General features: G+C 63.9%; 19 protein-coding genes and 1 riboswitch. Of the genes, 14 read left to right on the forward strand and 5 right to left on the reverse strand.

Annotated elements, in window-relative coordinates; genetic code table 11:
* Positions 1 to 137: 137 nt before the first annotated feature.
* Positions 138 to 1694 carry an arylsulfatase gene (locus KUV41_RS16240; protein ID WP_222486766.1) on the reverse strand — a complete coding sequence of 519 codons (1557 nt, stop codon included), beginning with the start codon at positions 1692 to 1694 and terminating at the stop codon, positions 138 to 140.
* Between the two features lie 689 nt (positions 1695 to 2383).
* On the opposite strand from KUV41_RS16240, the gene cobT reads away from it, so the two are divergent.
* From cobT to KUV41_RS16305, 13 genes are all read left to right on the forward strand, one after another.
* Positions 2384 to 3451 carry a nicotinate-nucleotide--dimethylbenzimidazole phosphoribosyltransferase gene (cobT, locus tag KUV41_RS16245; RefSeq protein WP_409995811.1) on the forward strand — a complete coding sequence of 356 codons (1068 nt, stop codon included), beginning with the start codon at positions 2384 to 2386 and terminating at the stop codon, positions 3449 to 3451.
* 35 nt (positions 3452 to 3486) lie between these two features.
* Positions 3487 to 4590, forward strand: coding sequence for an adenosylcobinamide-phosphate synthase CbiB (gene cbiB, locus KUV41_RS16250; RefSeq protein WP_222486767.1), 1104 nt, complete (start codon positions 3487 to 3489; stop codon positions 4588 to 4590).
* Positions 4587 to 5732: a threonine-phosphate decarboxylase CobD gene (cobD, locus tag KUV41_RS16255; protein WP_222486768.1), complete on the forward strand. Its 1146-nt coding sequence runs from the start codon at positions 4587 to 4589 to the stop codon at positions 5730 to 5732. Before cbiB ends, cobD begins: the two co-directional genes overlap by 4 nt.
* Positions 5729 to 6313 (forward strand): bifunctional adenosylcobinamide kinase/adenosylcobinamide-phosphate guanylyltransferase, encoded by a 585-nt coding sequence (locus tag KUV41_RS16260; protein ID WP_222163647.1) that lies wholly within the window; start codon positions 5729 to 5731, stop codon positions 6311 to 6313. Before cobD ends, KUV41_RS16260 begins: the two co-directional genes overlap by 4 nt.
* A gap of 68 nt (positions 6314 to 6381) precedes the next feature.
* Positions 6382 to 7155 carry an adenosylcobinamide-GDP ribazoletransferase gene (locus KUV41_RS16265; protein WP_224852085.1) on the forward strand — a complete coding sequence of 258 codons (774 nt, stop codon included), beginning with the start codon at positions 6382 to 6384 and terminating at the stop codon, positions 7153 to 7155.
* Positions 7107 to 7745 (forward strand): histidine phosphatase family protein, encoded by a 639-nt coding sequence (locus KUV41_RS16270; protein WP_222163646.1) that lies wholly within the window; start codon positions 7107 to 7109, stop codon positions 7743 to 7745. Before KUV41_RS16265 ends, KUV41_RS16270 begins: the two co-directional genes overlap by 49 nt.
* Positions 7697 to 8116, forward strand: a complete 420-nt coding sequence (locus KUV41_RS16275; protein ID WP_222163645.1) for a bifunctional adenosylcobinamide kinase/adenosylcobinamide-phosphate guanylyltransferase — start codon at positions 7697 to 7699, stop codon at positions 8114 to 8116. Before KUV41_RS16270 ends, KUV41_RS16275 begins: the two co-directional genes overlap by 49 nt.
* Before the next feature lie 116 nt (positions 8117 to 8232).
* Positions 8233 to 8451: riboswitch (cobalamin riboswitch) on the forward strand.
* Positions 8452 to 8801: 350 nt separating this feature from the next.
* A complete protein-coding gene (locus tag KUV41_RS16280; protein ID WP_222486832.1) occupies positions 8802 to 10652 on the forward strand; it encodes a TonB-dependent receptor domain-containing protein in 1851 nt (616 codons plus the stop codon).
* Positions 10649 to 11602, forward strand: coding sequence for a cobalamin-binding protein (locus tag KUV41_RS16285; protein ID WP_315900599.1), 954 nt, complete (start codon positions 10649 to 10651; stop codon positions 11600 to 11602). Before KUV41_RS16280 ends, KUV41_RS16285 begins: the two co-directional genes overlap by 4 nt.
* Entirely contained in the window at positions 11589 to 12587 is a 999-nt protein-coding gene (locus KUV41_RS16290; RefSeq protein ID WP_222486769.1) for a FecCD family ABC transporter permease, read from the forward strand. The genes KUV41_RS16285 and KUV41_RS16290 overlap by 14 nt, the downstream gene beginning before the upstream one ends.
* A gap of 9 nt (positions 12588 to 12596) precedes the next feature.
* A complete protein-coding gene (locus KUV41_RS16295; RefSeq protein WP_222486770.1) occupies positions 12597 to 13520 on the forward strand; it encodes an ABC transporter ATP-binding protein in 924 nt (307 codons plus the stop codon).
* Positions 13486 to 14112 carry a cob(I)yrinic acid a,c-diamide adenosyltransferase gene (cobO, locus tag KUV41_RS16300; RefSeq protein ID WP_222486771.1) on the forward strand — a complete coding sequence of 209 codons (627 nt, stop codon included), beginning with the start codon at positions 13486 to 13488 and terminating at the stop codon, positions 14110 to 14112. The genes KUV41_RS16295 and cobO overlap by 35 nt, the downstream gene beginning before the upstream one ends.
* Before the next feature lie 89 nt (positions 14113 to 14201).
* On the forward strand, positions 14202 to 15665 hold the full coding sequence (locus KUV41_RS16305) for a cobyric acid synthase (protein WP_222486772.1): 1464 nt from the start codon (positions 14202 to 14204) through the stop codon (positions 15663 to 15665).
* Between the two features lie 16 nt (positions 15666 to 15681).
* Here the strand turns inward: KUV41_RS16305 and KUV41_RS16310 are convergent, their stop codons facing one another.
* From KUV41_RS16310 to KUV41_RS16320, 3 genes are all read right to left on the reverse strand, one after another.
* The gene (locus tag KUV41_RS16310; protein ID WP_222486773.1) at positions 15682 to 16089 is read right to left on the reverse strand and encodes a hypothetical protein; all 408 of its coding nucleotides are present in this window, start codon (positions 16087 to 16089) and stop codon (positions 15682 to 15684) included.
* Positions 16090 to 16291: 202 nt separating this feature from the next.
* Entirely contained in the window at positions 16292 to 17140 is an 849-nt protein-coding gene (locus KUV41_RS16315) for an alpha/beta fold hydrolase (RefSeq protein WP_222486774.1), read from the reverse strand.
* A 169-nt stretch (positions 17141 to 17309) separates the two neighbouring features.
* Positions 17310 to 18074, reverse strand: coding sequence for a glycerophosphodiester phosphodiesterase family protein (locus tag KUV41_RS16320; RefSeq protein WP_206943493.1), 765 nt, complete (start codon positions 18072 to 18074; stop codon positions 17310 to 17312).
* A gap of 290 nt (positions 18075 to 18364) precedes the next feature.
* Here KUV41_RS16320 and KUV41_RS16325 point away from each other — a divergent pair, with 290 nt between their 5' ends.
* On the forward strand, positions 18365 to 18976 hold the full coding sequence (locus KUV41_RS16325; protein ID WP_206943492.1) for a hypothetical protein: 612 nt from the start codon (positions 18365 to 18367) through the stop codon (positions 18974 to 18976).
* A gap of 214 nt (positions 18977 to 19190) precedes the next feature.
* On the opposite strand, the gene azu is transcribed toward KUV41_RS16325, so the two are convergent.
* Complete coding sequence (gene azu / locus KUV41_RS16330) at positions 19191 to 19685, reverse strand: azurin (protein WP_224907462.1); 495 nt, start codon at positions 19683 to 19685, stop codon at positions 19191 to 19193.
* Positions 19686 to 19825: the final 140 nt, after the last annotated feature.

Consider the following 19825-nt stretch of genomic DNA (forward strand, 5'->3'; position numbering starts at 1 on the left):
ATCCTCGGCCGTTTTCGATGGTCATAGGTTAGTAGATAACTGTTTTTATATCCAGTGTTTTGGCGCTCGCGAGGGAAGGGGGCGCAACGACAAGAGGCCGCCCAAGGGCGGCCTCTTGTTGGCTTACCAGGGAAGCGCTACTGCTTCGGCGTAAAGGAGCCGGCTTCCTGGCGCTGGGGGTATTCTTCAAAGGTGGCCATGAAGTCCGCCACGATCTTGCCTACGGGACCAAAGGCGTACATGCGACGCAGCTGCCAGTCGTCATAGTAGGAAGAATCCAGCGGGGCCGCCTCGAAGGGGTCCGCCTGCAGGTCGATCAAGAGCGGGGCCTTGAGCTGGGTCTGCGGACGCCGCCATGCGTCCATCCCCTCATGCTCCTGGATGCTGAAGTGGGCCTTGAAGCGATCGAAGCGCACGGCACCCAGCGAACCGTCATCGACGAAGGCGAAGAAGGTGTTGCGCGGCCATTCGCCGGCATCTTCGGCACCGGTAAGGTTAGGCAGCAGGTTGTAGCCATCGAGGTGGACGTTGAAGTCCTTGTCACCGGCGCTGTAGCCGTCGAGCAGCTTCTGCTTGATGTCGGGCTCACCCGCGGCGGCGATCAGCGTCGGGAACATGTCCTCCAGTGACAGGATCTCGTTGGAGACCTGTCCCGGTGCGATATGGCCCGGCCAGCTCATCATGAATGGAACGCGAATACCGCCTTCCCAGGTGGTCGCCTTTTCGCCGCGGAAGGGCGTGGTGCCACCGTCGGGCCAGGTGAACTTCTCGGCGCCATTGTCGGTGGTGTAGACGATGATGGTGTTTTCATCAGCGCCCAGCTCTTCGAGCTTGTCGAGCAGGCGACCCACGAGAGCGTCATGTTCGACCATACCGTCGGCGTAGACACCCAGTCCGGTGCGGCCTTCGCTCTCATCCTTCAGGTGGGTGAAGATGTGCATGCGGGTGGTGTTGTACCACACGAACCAGGGCGTATCCGAGGCTTCCTGGCGCTCGATGAAGTCCTCTGTCGCGGCCAGAAATTCTTCATCGATGGTTTCCATGCGCTGCTTGGTCAGCGGGCCGGTATCCTCGATCTGGCCATCGGCGGTGGAGCGAATGACGCCACGTGGGCCGAACTGCTCACGGAATTCTGGGTCACCCGGATAGTCGGGGTTTTCCGGTTCTTCTTCCGCATTCAGGTGGTAGAGGTTGCCGAAGAACTCGTCGAAGCCATGATTGGTCGGCAGGTACTCGTCGCGGTCACCCAGGTGGTTCTTGCCGAACTGGCCGGTGGCGTAGCCCATCGGCTTGAGGATTTCGGCGATGGTGGGGTCTTCCGGCTGCAGGCCGAGGGGGTCTCCTGGCATGCCAATCTTGAGAAGACCGGTGCGTTTGGGCGACTGCCCAGTGATAAAGGCCGAGCGACCGGCGGTACAGCTCTGCTGACCGTAGGCATCGGTAAAGCGGATGCCTTCCTCGGCAATGCTGTCGATGTTCGGGGTGGTATATCCCATCATGCCGCTGTTATAGGCACTGGTGTTGAACCAGCCGATATCGTCACCCATGATCACCAGGATGTTTGGCTTGTCCGACGAATCGTCCTCTTCGGTAGCCGCGGCAGGCTGGATGCTTGCGGCAAGGCTGACAGCTGCCAGCGATGCCACCACGATGCCCTTCCAGGGCGTACTGGATACCGACGAATGCAATCTCATGATCACTCCTTTTCGTTAGCGTGTTTCAGTGCATGATGCGAAAACGGCTTGGTTACCGCGGTGGTGCTACGGTATCTCCGGGTCTTGCGACGCCTTGCCAGGTCTGGCGTCTTGAAGCGAGAGAGTAAGGTCCTTGTGTGTCATGGGAGAGGGGGCGCGTTTCCCCAAACGCGACGCACTGAAGCATGCGCAAGGCATGCCTCAGTGCGTAAGGCGACTGCAGAGCAGCATAGTTGCTGAATATCCTGTGTCGATATGACATTTCGGCAACTCCCTGATCGTTATCAATGTTATGAGACATTTATGCCGGGCAGAGCGGCATTCCGCAGGCGCCAGCATCCGCTCGTGCGTGATCGCCGTGGGTTCGCATGTCTTCCAGATGGCGTTACTGCCGTCAGCAGCCGTTCGGTGGTCAGCTGGCCGTTTGAACGTGCGCTTCCAAGGATTGCCGAGGCCTGCAGCTGGAGTCTGGTGGCAGCGTCGAAGGGATGCGCTCCCTCAAGAGGGGCTGGCTGGGCGGAGCACAGGAGGGAGGTCGACTCAGGGCGTTGTACACGCCACTCAGGTGATGCAGAAGCCGTTGAGGCGATCTGCTAAGCTCGCCCTTTCGACTCCGCCGCTGTCGTCCGGCGAGCGGACCACTTGAAACGCCGCTGTATGCAGCGCTCCAGCCCACCGGATGATCTGACGTGCCCGAGCTGAACCCGCCCCCGACTCTCACCGAGCTGCTTGACAGCATTCCCCCTCTGGATCCTCTGGCACGGCAGCGCGCCTGCGCTCGTCTTGACCGTCTGACCAAGCCGCCGGGTAGCCTGGGCAAGTTGGAACACCTTGTGGCGGACCTGGCGGCAATGACCGGGCAGGCATTGCCGCGTGTCGACCCTCCTGCCGTCATTGTCTTCGCTGCCGATCACGGGGTAGCGGCGGAGGGCGTGTCGGCGTTTCCTGCCTCCGTCACGGCGCAGATGGTGGCCAACTTTGCCCAGGGTGGGGCCGCCATCAATGTTTTCGCCAGACGCCTCAAGGCTCGCCTGGAAGTGGTCGATGTAGGTGTGTCCACATCCTGCGCGGGAGTGGCAGGCGTTGCCGTTGATCGAGTCAGAAGCGGCACCGGCAATATCGCCAGGGAAGATGCCATGAGCCAGGATGACGTGCAGGCTGCCCTGAACGTCGGTGTCCGCGCCGCGCGGCGTGCCACCGATCAGGGTGCCGGGTGCCTGATCTTGGGGGAAATGGGGATCGCCAATACCACCGCGAGCAGTGCCTTGCTGGCCGCCTTTACCGGGCTCTCGGTGGATGCCGTGACCGGACGCGGCACGGGTATCGATGATCAACGTCTACGCCATAAGCGTGAGGTCATCGGCAGGGCGCTGGCCCGCGGAACCGGGCGCACGGCACTGGATACCCTGGCGCGGTTCGGTGGGCTTGAGATTGTGGCCATGGCGGGAGCCTGCGTGTCCGCTGCGGCCAGTCGCACCCCGGTGCTGGTAGATGGTTTTATCGCCACGGTGGCGGCGCTCGCCGCGACGCGCCTGGCCCCCGGTGTGCGCGACTACCTGGTGTTTGGTCATCGCAGCGATGAAGCGGGGCATGGCGAGGCCCTGGCCGCCCTCGGCGGGGAGCCACTGCTGGCGCTCGGCCTCAGACTGGGCGAGGGCAGTGGGGCTGCCTTGGCCTATCCGCTGCTGCAAAGCGCCTGCGACATGCTCGCAGAAATGGCGACCTTCGATGATGCCGGCGTCGATGCTGGCCAATGAGTGTCGATGGCAGCGAAGGGAGTCGGTGGGCCTCGATGAATGCAGCAAGCGAGTGGCAGGCGGTCCTTGCCGATAAAGCGCCGGAGGGCTTGTCCTGGTTTGAGCCGCTGGGCCTGGCCCCCTTCAGCAGTGTTGGGCTCATCGTGGTGGTGCTGGCGCTGATCCTGGACCTGTGGCTGGGTGATCCTCGCTGGCTGCCACACCCGGTGGTGGGGATGGGACGTTTGATTGCCAAGCTGGAGAGCGTCCTCAATCGTGGCAGCCAGATAGGGCGTCGCCTCAATGGCATAGCGCTGGTGCTGATCGTGGTGGGGCTGGTGTGGGCCGCATCGGCGTTCGCCCTTGGCCTGGCAGCCTCCGTCAGCCCCTGGTGGGGCTTGGCGCTGGAACTGCTGTTGATATGGACGTGCCTGGCCTGCCGAGGATTGGTGCTGGCAGCGCGGCAGGTGGCGGTTCCTCTGATGGCCGGCGACCTGGCGAGCGCACGCCTGGCGGTGTCGGCGATCGTGGGGCGCGATACTCGCGAGCTCGATGAGACCGGTGTGACCCGCGCCTGCGTGGAGAGCGTGGCCGAGAACACCGTCGATGGTATCACCGCCCCCCTGTTCTGGGCGCTGGTAGGCGGAGCGCCGCTGGCGCTGGCTTACAAGGCGATCAATACCCTGGATTCCATGGTCGGCCACCGCAGTGAGCGCTACCTGGCGTTTGGCTGGGCAGCGGCGCGACTCGATGACCTAGTCAACCTGGTGCCGGCACGGCTGACGGCGCTGGCCATGTGGCTGGTCATGTGGCTGTTCATGTGGCTAGTCCGGTGGATAGTGCCAGCGCCTCTGCGCGGCGACTATCAGGTGCATGGCAATGTACAGGGCGCGCTTGGTGCGACCCGCCGCCAGGCACCGTCTCACCCCAGTCCCAATGCGGGCTGGCCTGAAGCCATGGTGGCAAACCTGCTGGGGGTGCAGCTGGGAGGTATCAATCGGTATGGCGAGCAGGTCAGCCGGCGCGCCGTACTCGGCACACCGTTGCAGCCACTGAGGCCTGCACACATCGCGGCGGCGATTCACTGTCTTTACGCCGGCACTCTGGGCAGCCTGATAGTGATGTCGTTGGCGATACTGGCTCTGGGGAGTGTGGCGTGAATCAGCGAGGGACGAAGGCGGACTGGCCCGAACATGGCGGGCAGGGCCTGGTGTTACTGCAGCGGCTCGGCCTGGCGGGGACCGAACCGCGGCTCGACCTCAGTGCCAGTCTCAACCCCCTGGGGCCTCCCGATTGGCTAGCTGATTGGCTGAAGGACAGTCTGGAGAGCGCCCGGCACTATCCTGATCCTGGCCACCCTGCGGCCTATGCGGCCTTGGCAGCCGCGTTGGGTCTCGGCGCTGATCGGTTGCTGTTGACTAACGGTGGCGCCGAAGCCATCCATCTTGTGGCCAGTGCATACCGAGGCGGGCGCGCGCTGATCGTCGAACCCACCTTTGGAGAGTATGCGCGAGCTTGCGCGCTCAACGGGATCGCCGTCGAGCGATATGAGCTGAATCCCGAGGGTGCGCCGCTGGATATCGAACGGTTGACGTCTCGCCTGGACGCCTCCGCCGACAAGGTCGATCTGATATTCCTCTGTCGGCCCAATAATCCCACCGGTGCCTGCATGGCCCGCGAGGACGTGGTGACATTGCTAGAGGCGGCAAGACGCCGTGGGGCTCTGGTGGTGGTGGACGAGGCCTTTGTCGACTTTGCCGACCCTGGAATGTCATTGACGGCGCTGGTGGACCAGGGGCTGCCGCTGATATTGCTGCGCTCATTGACCAAATTTTACGCCCTGGCTGGCCTGCGCCTTGGCTACCTGGTGGCGTCAGCGAGCTGCTGTCGGCGGCTGCAGCGTCATCAGCCAGCGTGGAGCGTCAATGGACTGGCCAGTGCCCTGGTGCCGGCCCTTCTGGCGGATACCGACTTTGCCAGCAGGACGCGGGACTGGGTCATGGCCGAGCGTGCCTATCTGCCACTGGCGCTGGGCAGGCTTGGCCTGGTCGCCCTGCCGACCCAAGCCAACTTTGTCCTGTTTCGCCCGCCAGGGGCGCCATCCCGAGCAAAAGGTGAAGGCCTCGTCAGACACCTGGCGCGTGATGGCGTCTTGGTTCGTCACACCCACACCTTCGCTGGCCTCGACGGTGCCTGGGTGCGTGTGGCATTGCAGCAACGACAGGGGAATCAGCTGCTGATACGGCGGCTGGAAGAGTGGCGCGATTCGCCACAGGCAGAGCGGTGGGGCAGCGGCGCATGATCGTCTTTATCGCGGGAGGCGTTCGCTCCGGAAAGAGTCGTATCGCTGAACAGGCGGCTCTTGCGCTGCACGCTGACAGGCCCAGTAGCCAGCTCTGGTATCTGGCGACGGCTCGCTCCAGTGACCGCGAAATGGCGGCTCGAGTGGCCCGTCACCGGGCCCGCCGTGATCGCCACTGGCGCACCCTGGAAGCACCGCTGCAGCTGCTCGACCCCTGGCGTACCGTGGCTCCTGGCGATAGCGTCCTGCTGGATTGCCTGACCCTATGGACAAGCCAACGCCTGTTTGCCGACGGCATCGATCCCGGCCCAAGGCGCCAGGCAGCACGGCTTGCTCAGGCGGAGCTGGCGGCCGTACTGGCCGATGCGCGTCAGCGGGATATCCACCTGGTCGTGGTGTCCAACGACCTCAATGAGGAGCTACCTGCCCAGGATGCGCTGGTGCGCTGGTATGTGCGAGAACTGCAGCGGCTACATCGGCTACTGGCACGTCGGGCCGACCGGGTGATCGAAGTGGTGGCAGGGCAGATGATTGAGTGGCCGGTAGTGGCCAAGACTAGTGATGCGACAGTGGCTCCCTGACGGCTGGGCCCGCACCTCTGACAGGACAGCGTGCAAGGAAGATGCGGCAGGAGAATCTGGTGAAAGACATGACAACACGCTGTGCGCCGATGCTGGCGGGTCTGGGGCTGGCGATCCAGTTTTTGACCCGGATACCGCTGCCGATCGCGATCGACTGGAATGACGCCAATCGGCGCTGGGCGGCACGTTGCTACCCGCTGGTGGGGCTCGCCATAGGCGGGCTATTGGCGTCGCTGGCGGCTGCCTCCAGTGCCTTGCCGGACCCGCTGAGAGCGCTGTTGCTGCTGACCCTGTGGGTCGGCGCGACCGGCGGGCTGCATCTGGATGGTGTCATGGACCTGGCCGACGCCCTTGGCAGCAACACCTCGCTGGAACGTCGCTGGGAGATCATGAAGGATCCCCAGGTGGGCAGTTTCGGCATCCTGGCACTGGTGTTTCTGCTGGCATGGAAGGGAGCACTGCTGTGGTGCTGGCTGGCGCTGGAGGCACCACTGTGGGGGCTTGTGGTACTGCCCGCCCTGTCCCGGGGGGCGGCGGTAGCGCTTCTGATCAGCGTACCCGCTGCCCGGCCCCAGGGGCTGGCCTATCAGTGGCAACAGGGGCTCTACTGGGGCGACCTCGCGCTTGCCTTGCTGCCCTGCCTGGCCTTGGTGCTGGTGGCTCCGTTGTTCGGGCTGCTGGGCATGGCGCTGGCCATGGGGGCCTTTACCTGGTGCTTTGGTCGCGGGATGATCCAGGCCTTTCGCGGTATCAACGGCGATATGCTGGGCAGCGCCATCGAAGGAGGAGAAGTATGGCTTCTGATAGTTGTCTCGAGCTGGTGGTGGTTCGCCACGGGCTGACGCAATGGAATCTCGACAAGCGGTATCAAGGTCAGCGGGATATTCCGCTGCTGATGCCCGACGCGCTTGGCGATATGGACCGCCTGCGGGACGAACTCGCCGATGAGGTCTTTGACGCGGTGGTGGCCAGCGACCTGACGCGCTGCTGTCAGACGCTCGCCCATATTGCCGAGGGGCGAGGCTGGCCCGCTCCACGGTTGGACCGGCGCCTGCGCGAGAATGACTTTGGTGAATTCGAAGGCCGCCAGTGGGAAGAGCTCAAGGATGATCCGGTGTACCGCGACTGGATCGACAGCGCCGGCGAGCTGGCCCCGCCGGGGGGCGAATCCGCCCAGGATCTGCGCGAGCGACTGGCGCTGGCGCTTGATGCGATCTTTGATGCCGCCGTCGAGGCGGGGCACCGGCGAGTGCTGGTGGTCACCCATGGCGGCGTGATCCGTGAACTGAGACGTGAGTTCGAGGGCGTCCCGTTCTGGCAGGGCGTCGTTGGCCAGGCGGCCGGGCGACGCTGGACACTGACCCGACAGGCAGGGGAGATCACATGCACGTCTTCCTCGGCGGTGCCCACAGTGGCAAGCACCAGCGAGTAGCAGAGCAGTACCCTGGCGCCCGCTGGTGTAAGGCGCATGAGTGGTTGAGCGGTAGCGTCGACGCGCTGGGTTCAGCGGAGTCGCTGGTCGTCTGCGACTGGTTGGACTGGCTGACCTGGGCGTTGCCCAGGGCTTCCGATCAGGAGTTGCAAGGCCAGTGGCGCGACGCCTTCACGCGGCTGCGCTCGGGGCCTGGTCCGCGTATCGCGATCGTGCAGGAGGTCGGGCGTGGCATCGTGCCCGTCGACCCCGAACAGCGTCGGCTGCGTGACCTGATGGGCTGGCTTGGCCAGGATGCCTGCCAACAGGCTGACTCGGTCACGTTGGTGCGCCATGGTCTGATGATGCCGCTGTCCGGTGCCCTTCCTTGATGCTGGGGGCATGCCGCCTGATCTGTGTCGTTGACGCCCGTCACCCGGGTTGCTAGCTTACGTCCACTCTCAGGTGCCCCAACCAACGTGCAGGACGGCCCCGGCGTCAGCCTTCTTACTTCGCAAGGCGCGCGGGTCACGAACGTCAATAGACACGTGGGGTGAAACGGGAAGTCGGTGTGAACCCGGCGCTGCCCCCGCAACGGTGATCGAGTCAAGCGTGCTTCATCATGCCACTGTGCTGCCTCTAGACAGGCCACGGGAAGGCAAGCGCGCCAGAGCCACAAGGGCTCTGCTCGTAAGCCCGGAGACCGGCCTGAAGAGCCATGCCAAGGGGCGGTGGGGTCCCGGTGCACGGCATCTCTTGTTGCTGGCGCGTCTCGGCTGACCTCATGCCTTGACGAGCTGCCGGGTCATCGTCGTCAGCGACCGGCGATGATTCGACGACAGGCGTGCCAGCGCCACGTCAGGTTTCCCTCCCGCTCCTCGGCCTTCAAGGGTTCATGCCGTGCGGGGACGCGCGGCACCAAGGGATACACCGATGTCGTCTTCTTGCTCTTCTGCTGTTCCGTCAGTCCAGTGTCGTCAACGTTTGACCGCTCGCCATGCCGTGATGGTCGCTGGACTTGCTGCTGCTCCCTGGCTCCTGGTGGCACAGGCCAACGCCCAGTCGTCCACGCCTGCCATGCCAGCGGTCTCTGTTGAATCAGCCCCTGTCGAATCAGCGACTGTTGAATCAGCCCCTGTCGACGCTACTTCTGCGGAAGCTGCTACGGGTAAAGCGGCAACTGCCGAGCTTGATCCTGTGGTCGTTTCTGCGACGCTGACGCCGCGCACGGCCAGTCAGTCGCTGTCCTCGGTCAGCGTCATCGATCAGCAGGCCCTCGAGCGGCGAGATCCGGTCAGCATCGTCGATGCGCTGCGTGGCCAGCCCGGAGTCGACATTTCCACCAACGGAAGCTTTGGCAAGCAGGCCAGCGTCTATCTGCGAGGTACCGGTTCCTCTTCCACCGTGATGATGATCGACGGCATTCGCCTGCGTTCGGCCACCAACGGGGGGCCTGGCTGGCAGTATCTCGAGCCGCGCATGTTTGAGCGTATCGAGGTCGTGCGTGGCCCCCGAGGCACGCTTTATGGCGCCGACGCGGTCGGTGGAGTGGTGCAGCTGTTTACCGACAGCCCCGATGAGCAAGGGCCAACGCCCAGCATTGAGGTCGGCGGTGGCTCCTTCAATACTCAGCGGGCCTCGGCCAGCCTGTCGGGCCGTGATGGCGGCACTTCCTATCAGCTCAGCGCCACCCGCCTGGACAGTGACGGCACCGAGATCCGCGACGGCGGCGACGACAAGGGCTATGACAACACCTCGGGCCTGGTCAGTCTGTCGCACACCTTCGACAGCGGTACACGCCTCGGGTTTCTTGGCCTGCGGGCCAGCGGCAACAGTGAATACGAGGGCGGGGATTCGGACTACGTTCAGCAGGTGGCCGGGGTCTATGCCGAGGTGCCCGTGACCGAGGACTGGTCGTCCAGGCTGACCCTGAGTGAAGCGCGGGATGAACTGGAAGATCACGCAGAGCCGACCGCCTTCGGCCCGGCCACGACGACCATGTTCGACACCGAGACCCGCACGCTGCGATGGGACAACAGCGTGCGCCTGGGCGCCCATGAAGTGGTCGCGGGAGCCGAGTACCTGGAAGACAAGGTCGACAGCACCACGGATTACGAAGAGACCAGTCGCGATAATGTGGCGGTGTTTGCCCAGGCGCTGATGGACTTTCAGCCATTCTCGGTGCAGGCGGGGCTGCGTCACGATGACAATGAGGCCTTCGGTGAAGAAGTCACTGGTCACCTGGCGCTGGGCTACGAACTGGACCCCTCGCACACCCTGCGTGCCAGCTATGGCACCGCCTTCCGTGCGCCCACCTTCAACGAGCTGTACTTTCCCGGTTTCGGCAACAGTGACCTGAATCCCGAAGACTCCGAGACCTATGAGCTCGGACTGCGCGGCCAGTACGACCTATGGTTCTGGGACCTGGCCGTCTACCAGACCGAAGTCGACGACCTCATTGCCAATGAGCAGCGTGGTACCCGCTTTGCCCCCTTTAACGTCAACGAAGCGCGTATCCGCGGGGTCGAGCTGGCCGCCGGTATCGAGCTCGATCAGTGGAGCCTGGCGGCCAGCGCGGCCTATACCGATCCAGAAGACCGGGACACCGGCAAGCAGCTGATTCGCCGTGCTTCCCAGACCCTGCGTGTGGACGCCGATCGCCAGCTGGGTGACTGGAACCTGGGAGCGTCCTTTGTCGCCCAGGACCATCGCTACAACGATGTGAACAACGACCAGCGGCTGGCCGGCTACGGCACCCTGGACCTTCGCGCTGGCTGGGCCTTTGCCCCGGACTGGAAGGCCAACCTGACCCTTGAAAACGTGTTCGACCGTGAATACGCGACGTCCCGTGCGTCTGCCTTCCAGGGTGGCTGGGACTACGAGAACCCGGGCCGTGCCGCCTACCTGAGCGTCGGGTTTAACCTGTGAGCGTTGGCCGTCGACGTCAATGGCGTGGCCTGAGAGGGTACCGAGCTCGACTGACATCGGTGCCGGCTGCGCTGTGCCTGGCGTTGACGGCTCTTGCTGCTGGATCCATGGCGCTGGCCGATGCCGCTCAGTCTCGCTGCGTGGTGGATGATAATGGGGCCGAGCTGTGTCTGGCGTCGCCTGCCCAGCGCATCGTCGCGCTGTCGCCCAGTGTGACGGAGCTTCTGTTCGCCGCGGGAGCAGGAGAGCGGGTGGTGGGTGTCGTCAGCTTCAGCGACTATCCAGAAGCGGCCCGCGAGCTGCCTCAGGTAGGCAGCTACGATCGCCTTGATCTGGAGGCCCTGCTGGCGCTGGAGCCGGACCTGGTGGTGGCCTGGGCCGGGGGTAATCCCGGCCAGCAGGTGGATCGCCTGGAGGCATTCGGTCTACCGGTGTTCCGCTCGGACGCCTCGGACTTCGAGCACATCGCCGCGACGCTGGAGCGCTTCGGCCGCCTGGCCGGTACCCAGGACACCGGAGATGCCGCGGCCCGCAAGCTGCGCGACTCGGTGGCGTCGCTCAGCGCGCGCTATAGTGACTCGCCGCCGGTCGAGGTCTTCTATCAGGTATGGGAGAAACCGCTGATGACCGTCAACGGCGAACACTGGATCAGTCGCGCGCTGGCACTCTGCGGCGGCGTCAATCTGTTTGCCAGCGAGGCGCCATTGGTGCCTCGCCTTTCACGGGAGGCGGTGTTGGCGGCGGACCCGGAGGTCATCATTACCGGAGGCATGGGCAAGGCCGATTCCACCTGGCTGGATGCCTGGCGAGCCTGGCCACAGATGACCGCGGTGGCGCAAGACAACCTGTTCTTCATCAATCCGGACCTGGTGCAGCGGGCCACGCCGCGGCTGGTCGAGGGAACACGCAGGCTGTGCGACCACCTGGAGACAGCACGTGAACGGCGCTAGAACGCTCAGCTCCCGCACCTCCCGACGGCGACCGCTGTGGGCTTTGCTGCTGGTGGGTGTGCTGGCTTTGCTGCTGGCCGTATCGGTGGGCAGTGTCGCGCTGTCACCGCTGGAGTTGTGGCAGACCCTGCTCGGACACGGTAGCCCCCTGCACCACACGCTGGTGTGGGAGCTGCGCCTGCCGCGTGCCCTGGCGGCCTTCGGGACCGGCGCGCTGCTGGCGCTGGCGGGTGCCTTGATGCAGGTGTTGTTGAGAAATCCGCTGGCAGACCCCTATGTGCTGGGTCTGTCGGGAGGCGCGTCAGTGGCTGCTCTTGGCGCCATGCTGGCCGGTCTTGGCGCTGCCCTGGTGTCCCTATCCGCCTTTGGCGGTGCCCTGATATCGATTCTGCTGGTGTTTGGTCTGGCCCACGGCAGCGGCAGCTGGTCGCCGGCAAGGCTGCTGTTGACGGGGGTGGTGATGGCGTCCGGCTGGGGCGCCATTATCACCTTCCTGCTGGCGGTCAGCCCAGTAGAGGAACTACCCGGCATGCTGTATTGGCTGATGGGAGACATGGCCTACGCGCGCAGTCCCTGGCCGGTACTGGTGGTGGCCGCGCTGGCCGGAGCCGTGCTGGTACCGCTGGGCAGGACCCTGAACGTGCTGGCGCGTGGTGGCCAGCAGGCGTTGGCTCTGGGTGTTGCCGTGCGACCTCTGGAATGGGGACTGTATCTGGGCGCGAGCCTGGCCACCGCCACCGCGGTGACCACGGCCGGTGCGGTAGGCTTTGTCGGCTTGATGGTGCCCCATATGTTGAGGCTGCGCTTAGGCGCCGACCAGCGGCTGATACTGCCGGCCTCGTTGCTGGCCGGTGGCGCCTTGCTGACGCTGGCAGACACCCTGGCGCGCACTCTGATTGCCCCTCAGCAATTGCCGGTCGGGGTGATCACTGCGCTGGTCGGGGTCCCGAGTTTTCTGTATCTGTTGCATCGAAGCCGCGGCTGAGGAGCGCTGATGACCACCTCGAACTCATCTGCACAGGCCCACAGGTCAGCTCCGCGACATGAGGCAGGGAGGACTGCGGACAGCGATGTCAGCAAAGGCCTGGCCTGTTCCGACCTGGTCATCGATGTGCCGGGGCGCTCGGGCGGCCAGCCCATGTCGATGGTGTTCGAACCCGGCAGCCGCTGGGGCATCCTCGGGCCCAACGGGGCCGGCAAGAGTACCCTGCTGCATACACTGGCAGGATTGAAATCGCCGAGAAGTGGCAGCGTGACGCTGGCCGGCAAAACTCTCCCTCGTTGGCGCCGCCGCTCCTTGGCCCAGCGCCTGGGAGTCGTCTTTCAGGAACGCCACGACGAATTTCCCGCTACGGTGCTGGAGACCGCCTTGATGGGGCGACATCCCTTCCTGCGCGCCTGGCACAACGAGTCCGAAGACGATATCCAACGCGCCTGGCTGGCGCTGGAGCGCCTGGACATCGCTCACTTGGGGGGGCGACTGTTGTCGTCCCTGTCCGGGGGGGAGCGCCAGCGGGTCAGTCTGGCGACAGTGCTGACTCAGGACCCGGATATCTGGTTGGTGGATGAGCCCACCAACCACCTCGACCTGCATCATCAGGTCGGCACCATGTCACTGCTGCACGAGCAGGCAAGCCATGGCGCCGCGGTGGTGATGTGCTTGCATGATCTTAACCTGGCAGCACGCTGGTGTGATCACCTGTTGCTGCTCTATTCCGATGGCAGTGCCTGCTGGGGGCCAAGTGACGCCATGCTGGTGCCAGCCGCCCTGGAGCGGCTGTACCAGCAGCCACTCAGCGTTGTTGAAGTCGACGGCGCCTGTGTCTTCGTGCCTCGCGTTGCCTCTGCCCCATGCTCCTTGAAACCGACACAGGGAAGGCCCCATGAGTCTGACGACACCTTCATCACGACACGTTGATCCCGAGCGCCATGCCCGGCGCATGGAAGCCAAGCAGCGCATCATGAACGAGCGCATCGCCCGTGCCGACAAGGAGCAGGGCGTGCTGCTGGTGTTGACCGGGCCTGGCAAGGGCAAGAGTTCCTCCGGCTTCGGCATGCTGGGTCGGGCCCTGGGCCACGGCATGAAGGTGGCGGTGGTGCAATTCATCAAGGGCGCCTTCTCTACCGGCGAAGAGGCCTTCTATCGTCGCCAGCCTGGCGTCACCTTTCACGTCATGGGAGAGGGCTATACCTGGGATACCCAGGACCGACGCCGTGACGTGGCCGCTGCCGAAGCCGCCTGGGACAAGGCCAGGGAATTGCTGGCGGACCCTGATATCGCGCTGGTGCTGCTCGACGAGCTGAATATCGCGCTGCGCCACGGATACCTCGATCTTGACCGGGTACTCGATGACCTGCAGGCAAGGCCACCTATGCAGCATGTGGTGATCACGGGCAGACATGCGCCGCAGCCACTGATTGAACTGGCCGATACCGTGACCGAGATGAAGGTCGTCAAGCACGCATTCAAGGAGCAGGGCATCAAGGCGCAGAAGGGCATCGAATTGTAGGGTGGCCGAACGGCAGTTCCTGGGTGTTGTGGAAGAGTGCGTGGGAAAGCTCGCGGGAAAGTGCGCGGGAACGGAGAGGGAAGGGTGTAATGGCAACGTTGATGATTCAGGGCACCACGTCGGATGCCGGCAAGACCACAGTGGTGGCGGGGCTATGTCGCGCGCTGGCCCGTCGTGGCGTCAAGGTGGCTCCCTTCAAGCCTCAGAACATGGCGTTGAACAGCGCCGTGACCGTGGATGGCGGAGAAATCGGTCGCTCGACGGCACTGCAAGCCCAGGCCGCCGGAGTGGCCGCCCACTCGGACATGAATCCGGTACTGCTGAAGCCTGAGAGCGACAAGGGCGCTCAGGTAATCCTGGCCGGCCAGGTACACGGCAGCATGGCGGCCCTGGACTACCACGCGTACAAGAGCACTGCGCGCCAGACCGTACTGGACTGCCACCGTCGCCTGGCCGAGCGCTTCGATGTGATTATTGCCGAGGGGGCGGGCAGTCCTGCGGAGATCAATCTGCGCGAGGGAGATATCGCCAACATGGGCTTCGCTGAAGCCGTGGACTGCCCCGTCCTGTTGGTGGGGGATATCGATCGCGGCGGCGTGTTCGCTCAGCTCTGCGGCACCCTGGCGCTGGTCAGCGATACCGAGAATGCGCGTATCAAGGGGTTTGTGATCAATCGCTTTCGCGGTGATATCGGGCTGCTGGAGCCGGGGCTCGACTGGCTGTCCCAGCGTGAAGCACGGCCGGTGCTGGGCGTTTTGCCCTATCTTCAGGGGCTGTGGCTGGACGCCGAGGACAGTCTGTCCCTGGAACAGGCACTCGATGAACACGAGGGGGAAGCGCTCAGGGTGGTGGTGCCTGCGCTGCCACGCATCAGCAATCACACGGACCTGGATCCGCTGCGGCTACACCCAGGCATCAAGCTGAGCCTGGTGGGTCCGGACCAACCACCGCCTCCGGCCGATGTCATCCTGTTGCCGGGCAGCAAGAACACCCGCGCCGACCTGGCTTGGCTGCGCCGCCAGGGCTGGGAGGCGCGAATTCGCCGGCATCTTCGTTACGGTGGTCGAGTGCTCGGCATCTGCGGAGGCTTTCAGATGCTGGGGGAGTGGATCGACGACCCCGACGGAGTCGAGGGCGAGCCGGGCGGTGTCGCAGGACTCGGCTGGCTTGCCATGACCACGACCATGCTACCTCGCAAGCAGTTGAAACAGGTCAGCGGTCGGATTGAACACGCCGGTGGGCACCGCAGTATCCACGGCTACGAGATTCATCAGGGAGTGAGTCGAGGTCCGGCACTGTCCCGGCCCCTGCTGCGGCTGGAAGGCCGTGACGAGGGCGCCGTCAGCGAGGATGGCCAGGTCATGGGCACCTATCTGCACGGACTGTTCGATGGACCCGATGCCTGCGAGGCGCTGCTCGCCAGGCTCGGACTTGACCCGCAGGCCCAGCGGCATGTTGACCTCAATGCCCACCGGGAACAGCAGCTCGATCGCCTGGCGGATGCCATCGAACAGCATCTGGACATGGATGCCCTGGTGCGACTGCTGCAGTAATGCGGGGCCTGGCGAATTAATCGCAGCCACCACCGCCGCTATCACCGCCACCTCCGCCACTGTCACCGCCGCCACCTCCGCAGCTATCACCGCTGCTGCCTCCGCCATCACCGCCAAACCAGTTGGCGAAGAAGGAAGCCCCTGCGTCCCGGCGGATAGCGGTGTCAACGGCAGTATCAGAGCCTTCGTGGCGGCTGGGGTGGGGCTGCGATGTAGGATGGGGCTGTGAATGATGAGCGTGGCTTGTCGGACTGCTGTCGGAGCTCATTTCTGCGACGCTATCGACATTCAAAGTCTGCTCGTCCCACTCCAGCTTGGCCTTGCGTCGGCGCTTCTGAATGACATTTCGAATGACATTGAAGAGATAGATAAGGAGGGGGATCGCAATCATCAGGGTGATGGCGATCTCAAGGACAATCATCATGGTGACAGGTTCTCGTTGTTGGAGACCCTATCCTAAACAGACGGAGAACGCAGGATCAGCGGTAGATGGAAGGCGTTATCGAACGGGGTTAAAAGACAGCTGTCGATCAAGCGCCTTGCCGGCGATGCCTCGGCGATACGGGGAAGGCACTCCGGTACGGTTCAGGACAAGGATGCTGCCGTTATCGCCCGATGCCCGGATATCAGCGTGATTCGTTCACAAAGGATGTGATGATCTCCACCACCCGATCGGGTTGTTCACGGTGGGGTACATGGCCGCATTCCTTCAGAATCTGCATCTGGCAGGGACCGGCTGGCAGTTCGGCGTAGCGGCGGGGCTGGGCTTCGGAGCCATACTCATCTTGATCACCGTGCAGAACCAGCACCGGACAGGTGATCTGGGCCAAGCGGTCATCCAGCGTCCAATCTCGGAAATCGGGATCCAGCCAGGTGTCGACCCAGGCGTCCAGCACCCAGCGGGCCTTGGCGCCATGATACTTTTCGAGTCGTTCCATCTGGCCGGGCCGAGCGAAGGCATCGCGGGCCTCGCCAATGCCGGCAAGAGTGCGCGGTTCCACAAAGGCTTGTGCGGCCATGGTGATCAGCCCATGGCAGTCACGGTAGCGAGCCGCTATCGCCGCCGCCATGGCTCCGCCCACGCTGTGCCCGACAAGGATGAAGCCCTCCAACCCCAGTGCTCGGTGTACCGCGGCGAAGCCTTGATGCGCTTCGTCGGTGACGAAGCTGTGGGGCAACTGCCCAGGATGTGCGCTGGACTGGCCGAAGCCCAGGCGGTCGTAGGCGATGACCTCGCGACCGGTCTTCCGGCATAGCCGTTCGGGAAAGTCCCGCCACAGCGCGATACTGCCCAGTGAGTCGTGCATCAGCACGAGTGGCACCCCAGTGGTGTCACCGCCGGGATGCCAACGTGCTACCTCAAGACCCGCTGACTCGGCTGAGGAGGCGAGTGTATCGAGACCCTGGTGCAAGGGGATCGTCATACGTTGGCGGCGGAAGGTCTGGGGGCTAACGGGGGCATCGCTGTTGAGCATGTCGAGGCGCTCGCTGGTGGAAGGCTGGTCCTACCATAGCGAGCATGCCCCAGGTTTGCCAAGCAAGCGCTTGGTTGAGTCGTGCTCTCTTGACGTGATCTCGCGTCGTTCTCTCGTGACGTGATCTAGCGTCTTGCTTTCATGAGTCTCAGGCGACGCTTCCGCCGGTTCAGGTGGCGACAGGAGGACTCAGAAAACGGCCGGGATCATCGGAGATGACGCTGGTCACCCCCCAGTCCCAGTAGCGCTGGAAGGCCAGGGGGTCATTGGCGGTGTAGCAAAGGAGCGCGGTGCCGCTTTCTACCACCTCCCGGGCGCGGGGTTCCTTCAATTTCTTCCAGTCGCAGTGAAGGCTGTAGGCCGTTATCGCCTCGACGTCTTGGCGCCACCCCTTGCCCACCTTGTCGGTAAGCACGCCCAGTGCCAGGTGTTCTGCTGAAGCGATGCTGCGGGCATGATCAAGCGCGGCCGGGCTGAAGGAGGAAACCAGGCGCCTGTCGTAGGGCAGGGCTTCCATCAACCGGGGAATCACCGATTCGGCCAGCGCTTCGGGGTCGCGGCCGCGAGTGATCTTGAGCTCCAGGTTGACCGCCATGTCACGGCGATCCAGCAGGTTGAGCATGTCGTCGAGTGTCGCCATGCGTTCACCGCGAAAGCGCTCTGCGTACCAGGCGCCTACATCGTACTCCTGTGCCTGCTCCAGTCTCAGCTTGGCCAGCTTGCCGCGACCGTTCGAGCAGCGACGCATTCCCGGGTCATGCCAGATCACCGGGGTTCCGTCGCCGAGCAACTGCACGTCGAGCTCCACCCAGGTAATACCGGCCTCCCATGCCAGCTGCACGGCACTCAAGGTGTTCTCCGGGGCGTGGGCCGATAGTCCACGGTGGGCCATCTGGCGGGGCAGCGCCAGAGGCGGCAAGCTTCGGTGAGTCATGGGCTCTCCTTGTCTGGCGTGGCGGCAAGACCATCGCAAAAGGCAGCGCCACGCAATGGGCCGATGATCCGCTGACGGCGTTGCCATCCGGCGTCGTCGGCTTGGTGCCAGGTCATCGTGACATATAAAGATGACCGATTGAGGAAGCCACCGGCCATGATCCTCGAACGCGGTCAGGACTCCAGCGAGAGCGTCAAGAATATGCTAGTCTCGCGGCTTTCGATGTAGGCTCCAGCCGTCCAGTCTTGCACGGTTGTGGCGCCCAAGGTATCAGCAATCAGAGGTCAGTGATGAAGGTCGTCAAAATCAACCAGCCCCAGCAACGAGAGGCCTGCCTGGCTCGCCTGTGCGCAGAAGCCTACGGGCACCAGGCGGGCATCGCACCGCTGGTGACCTTCGCTGGCGTGATCGGGGTCTTGTTCAAGCAGGAAGCGGCCCGGCTGATCGCGCTGGTCGACGATCAATCTCGCCCGGTTGCGCTGGCATTGCTGGTCAGTGACGAAGCGGGCACCAGCATGAACGTGGCACAGCTGACCTCGCTGGACCCGGACGCAGATACCGCGGGAGACAAGGGCGATGCGCCCAAGAAGAAAACCCTGAATCCGGCGCTGCGCCTGGTTGCCGAGCTTGCGCTACGTGCACCCCTGCGGGTGGATGTGGTCAGCGACGCACAGAAGGCGGAATTTACCGCTGCGGGGATCCAGCGTTGGTTGCAGGGCCCGGGTGAGCTGCAGATCGGACTGGGACCGAAGCATCCGGCGACCAGTCTGGATAATCTGCCGCGGACCTTGAGTGTGGACGACGCTTCTGTGGTGGCGAACTTCAAGCAGGACAAGGCCTTGTTCGAAGACTACAAGAATCGCTTTGTGCGGGGGCTTGAGAGCTTTCCGCAGACCCTGTAGCCAACTTGTCGGTTCACCCTAAAGCGAACGCTGTAGCGGGAATCATGTCCTGCACCCTCTGACGGGCGGGTCGGCGCTCACCGGGCAAGGTGGTTGTTGATCCGCTCACTGGCACCATGAACGGAGGAAGCCCGGGTCGCGCCGGCAGAGGCTCCAGGGTGGCCCTGGAGCCGGAGGCAGGCCGCTGTCGACGTTATGTCGCAGGCGCGCGGGCTTAGCCTTCGCTCAGGCTGAAGCTGCCCTTCATGATCGAAGAGTGACCGGGGAAGGAGCAGAAGAAGGTCAGGTCCTTGTCGTCCAGCCCTTCGGTGCTGAAGGTGATTTGCGTGGACTCTCCGCCGCCGATGACATCGGTGGCAGCCACAATGCGGTCATCGTCAGGCAGGTAGTTGTTGTCGAGCCCCGCCTGCATCCCCGCGGAGGCAATCTCCTGATAGGCATCGCTAGGTGCCAGCACCCAGTTGTGGCCCATGACATTCTTGGCCATGGTTCCGGAGTGCGTCAGCGTCAGGCTGACGGTCTCGCAACTCGCCGGTACGCTCATCTCGCTCTTGTCGTACTGCATCTGGTCGGTACTGTCGATCGTCAGCTGGCACTCCTCGGCCACCTCCGACTGGGCGGCGTCGTCAGCCCAGGCTCCACCCGCGACCGTCATTAGCGCGGCAGAGCAGGACAGCAGGGCAGCAGCAGAAATCAGGCTCTTCTTCATGTTAGCAATCTCGTCAGTGGGAGACGTCAGTGCGCCTTTCTCAGTGGACTGAACAGGGCCTGGCGGTCGTCGCATGAGGTTAAGGTCCATGAACGGCGATCCATCGCGGTGGTTCTGCCTCTGTGCAGCGCGTTATTCAT

The organism is Halomonas sp. DP8Y7-1, assembly GCF_019801685.1.
Classification (GTDB): Bacteria; Pseudomonadota; Gammaproteobacteria; order Pseudomonadales; family Halomonadaceae; genus Halomonas; species Halomonas litopenaei_A.

Bases quoted from the DNA above. Each gene is read 5' to 3' on its own strand.
- KUV41_RS16270 (WP_222163646.1), top strand. From the start codon at position 7,107: ATGGCTTCTGATAGTTGTCTCGAGCTGGTGGTGGTTCGCCACGGGCTG.
- KUV41_RS16315 (WP_222486774.1), bottom strand. From the start codon at position 17,140: ATGCTCAACAGCGATGCCCCCGTTAGCCCCCAGACCTTCCGCCGCCAA.
- KUV41_RS16325 (WP_206943492.1), top strand. From the start codon at position 18,365: ATGAAGGTCGTCAAAATCAACCAGCCCCAGCAACGAGAGGCCTGCCTG.
- KUV41_RS16320 (WP_206943493.1), bottom strand. From the start codon at position 18,074: ATGACTCACCGAAGCTTGCCGCCTCTGGCGCTGCCCCGCCAGATGGCC.
- azu (WP_224907462.1), bottom strand. From the start codon at position 19,685: ATGAAGAAGAGCCTGATTTCTGCTGCTGCCCTGCTGTCCTGCTCTGCC.
- KUV41_RS16265 (WP_224852085.1), top strand. From the start codon at position 6,382: ATGACAACACGCTGTGCGCCGATGCTGGCGGGTCTGGGGCTGGCGATC.
- KUV41_RS16275 (WP_222163645.1), top strand. From the start codon at position 7,697: ATGCACGTCTTCCTCGGCGGTGCCCACAGTGGCAAGCACCAGCGAGTA.
- KUV41_RS16260 (WP_222163647.1), top strand. From the start codon at position 5,729: ATGATCGTCTTTATCGCGGGAGGCGTTCGCTCCGGAAAGAGTCGTATC.
- KUV41_RS16295 (WP_222486770.1), top strand. From the start codon at position 12,597: ATGACCACCTCGAACTCATCTGCACAGGCCCACAGGTCAGCTCCGCGA.
- KUV41_RS16305 (WP_222486772.1), top strand. From the start codon at position 14,202: ATGGCAACGTTGATGATTCAGGGCACCACGTCGGATGCCGGCAAGACC.
- KUV41_RS16310 (WP_222486773.1), bottom strand. From the start codon at position 16,089: ATGATGATTGTCCTTGAGATCGCCATCACCCTGATGATTGCGATCCCC.
- KUV41_RS16280 (WP_222486832.1), top strand. From the start codon at position 8,802: ATGCCAGCGGTCTCTGTTGAATCAGCCCCTGTCGAATCAGCGACTGTT.
- cobO (WP_222486771.1), top strand. From the start codon at position 13,486: ATGAGTCTGACGACACCTTCATCACGACACGTTGATCCCGAGCGCCAT.
- KUV41_RS16240 (WP_222486766.1), bottom strand. From the start codon at position 1,694: ATGAGATTGCATTCGTCGGTATCCAGTACGCCCTGGAAGGGCATCGTG.
- cbiB (WP_222486767.1), top strand. From the start codon at position 3,487: ATGAATGCAGCAAGCGAGTGGCAGGCGGTCCTTGCCGATAAAGCGCCG.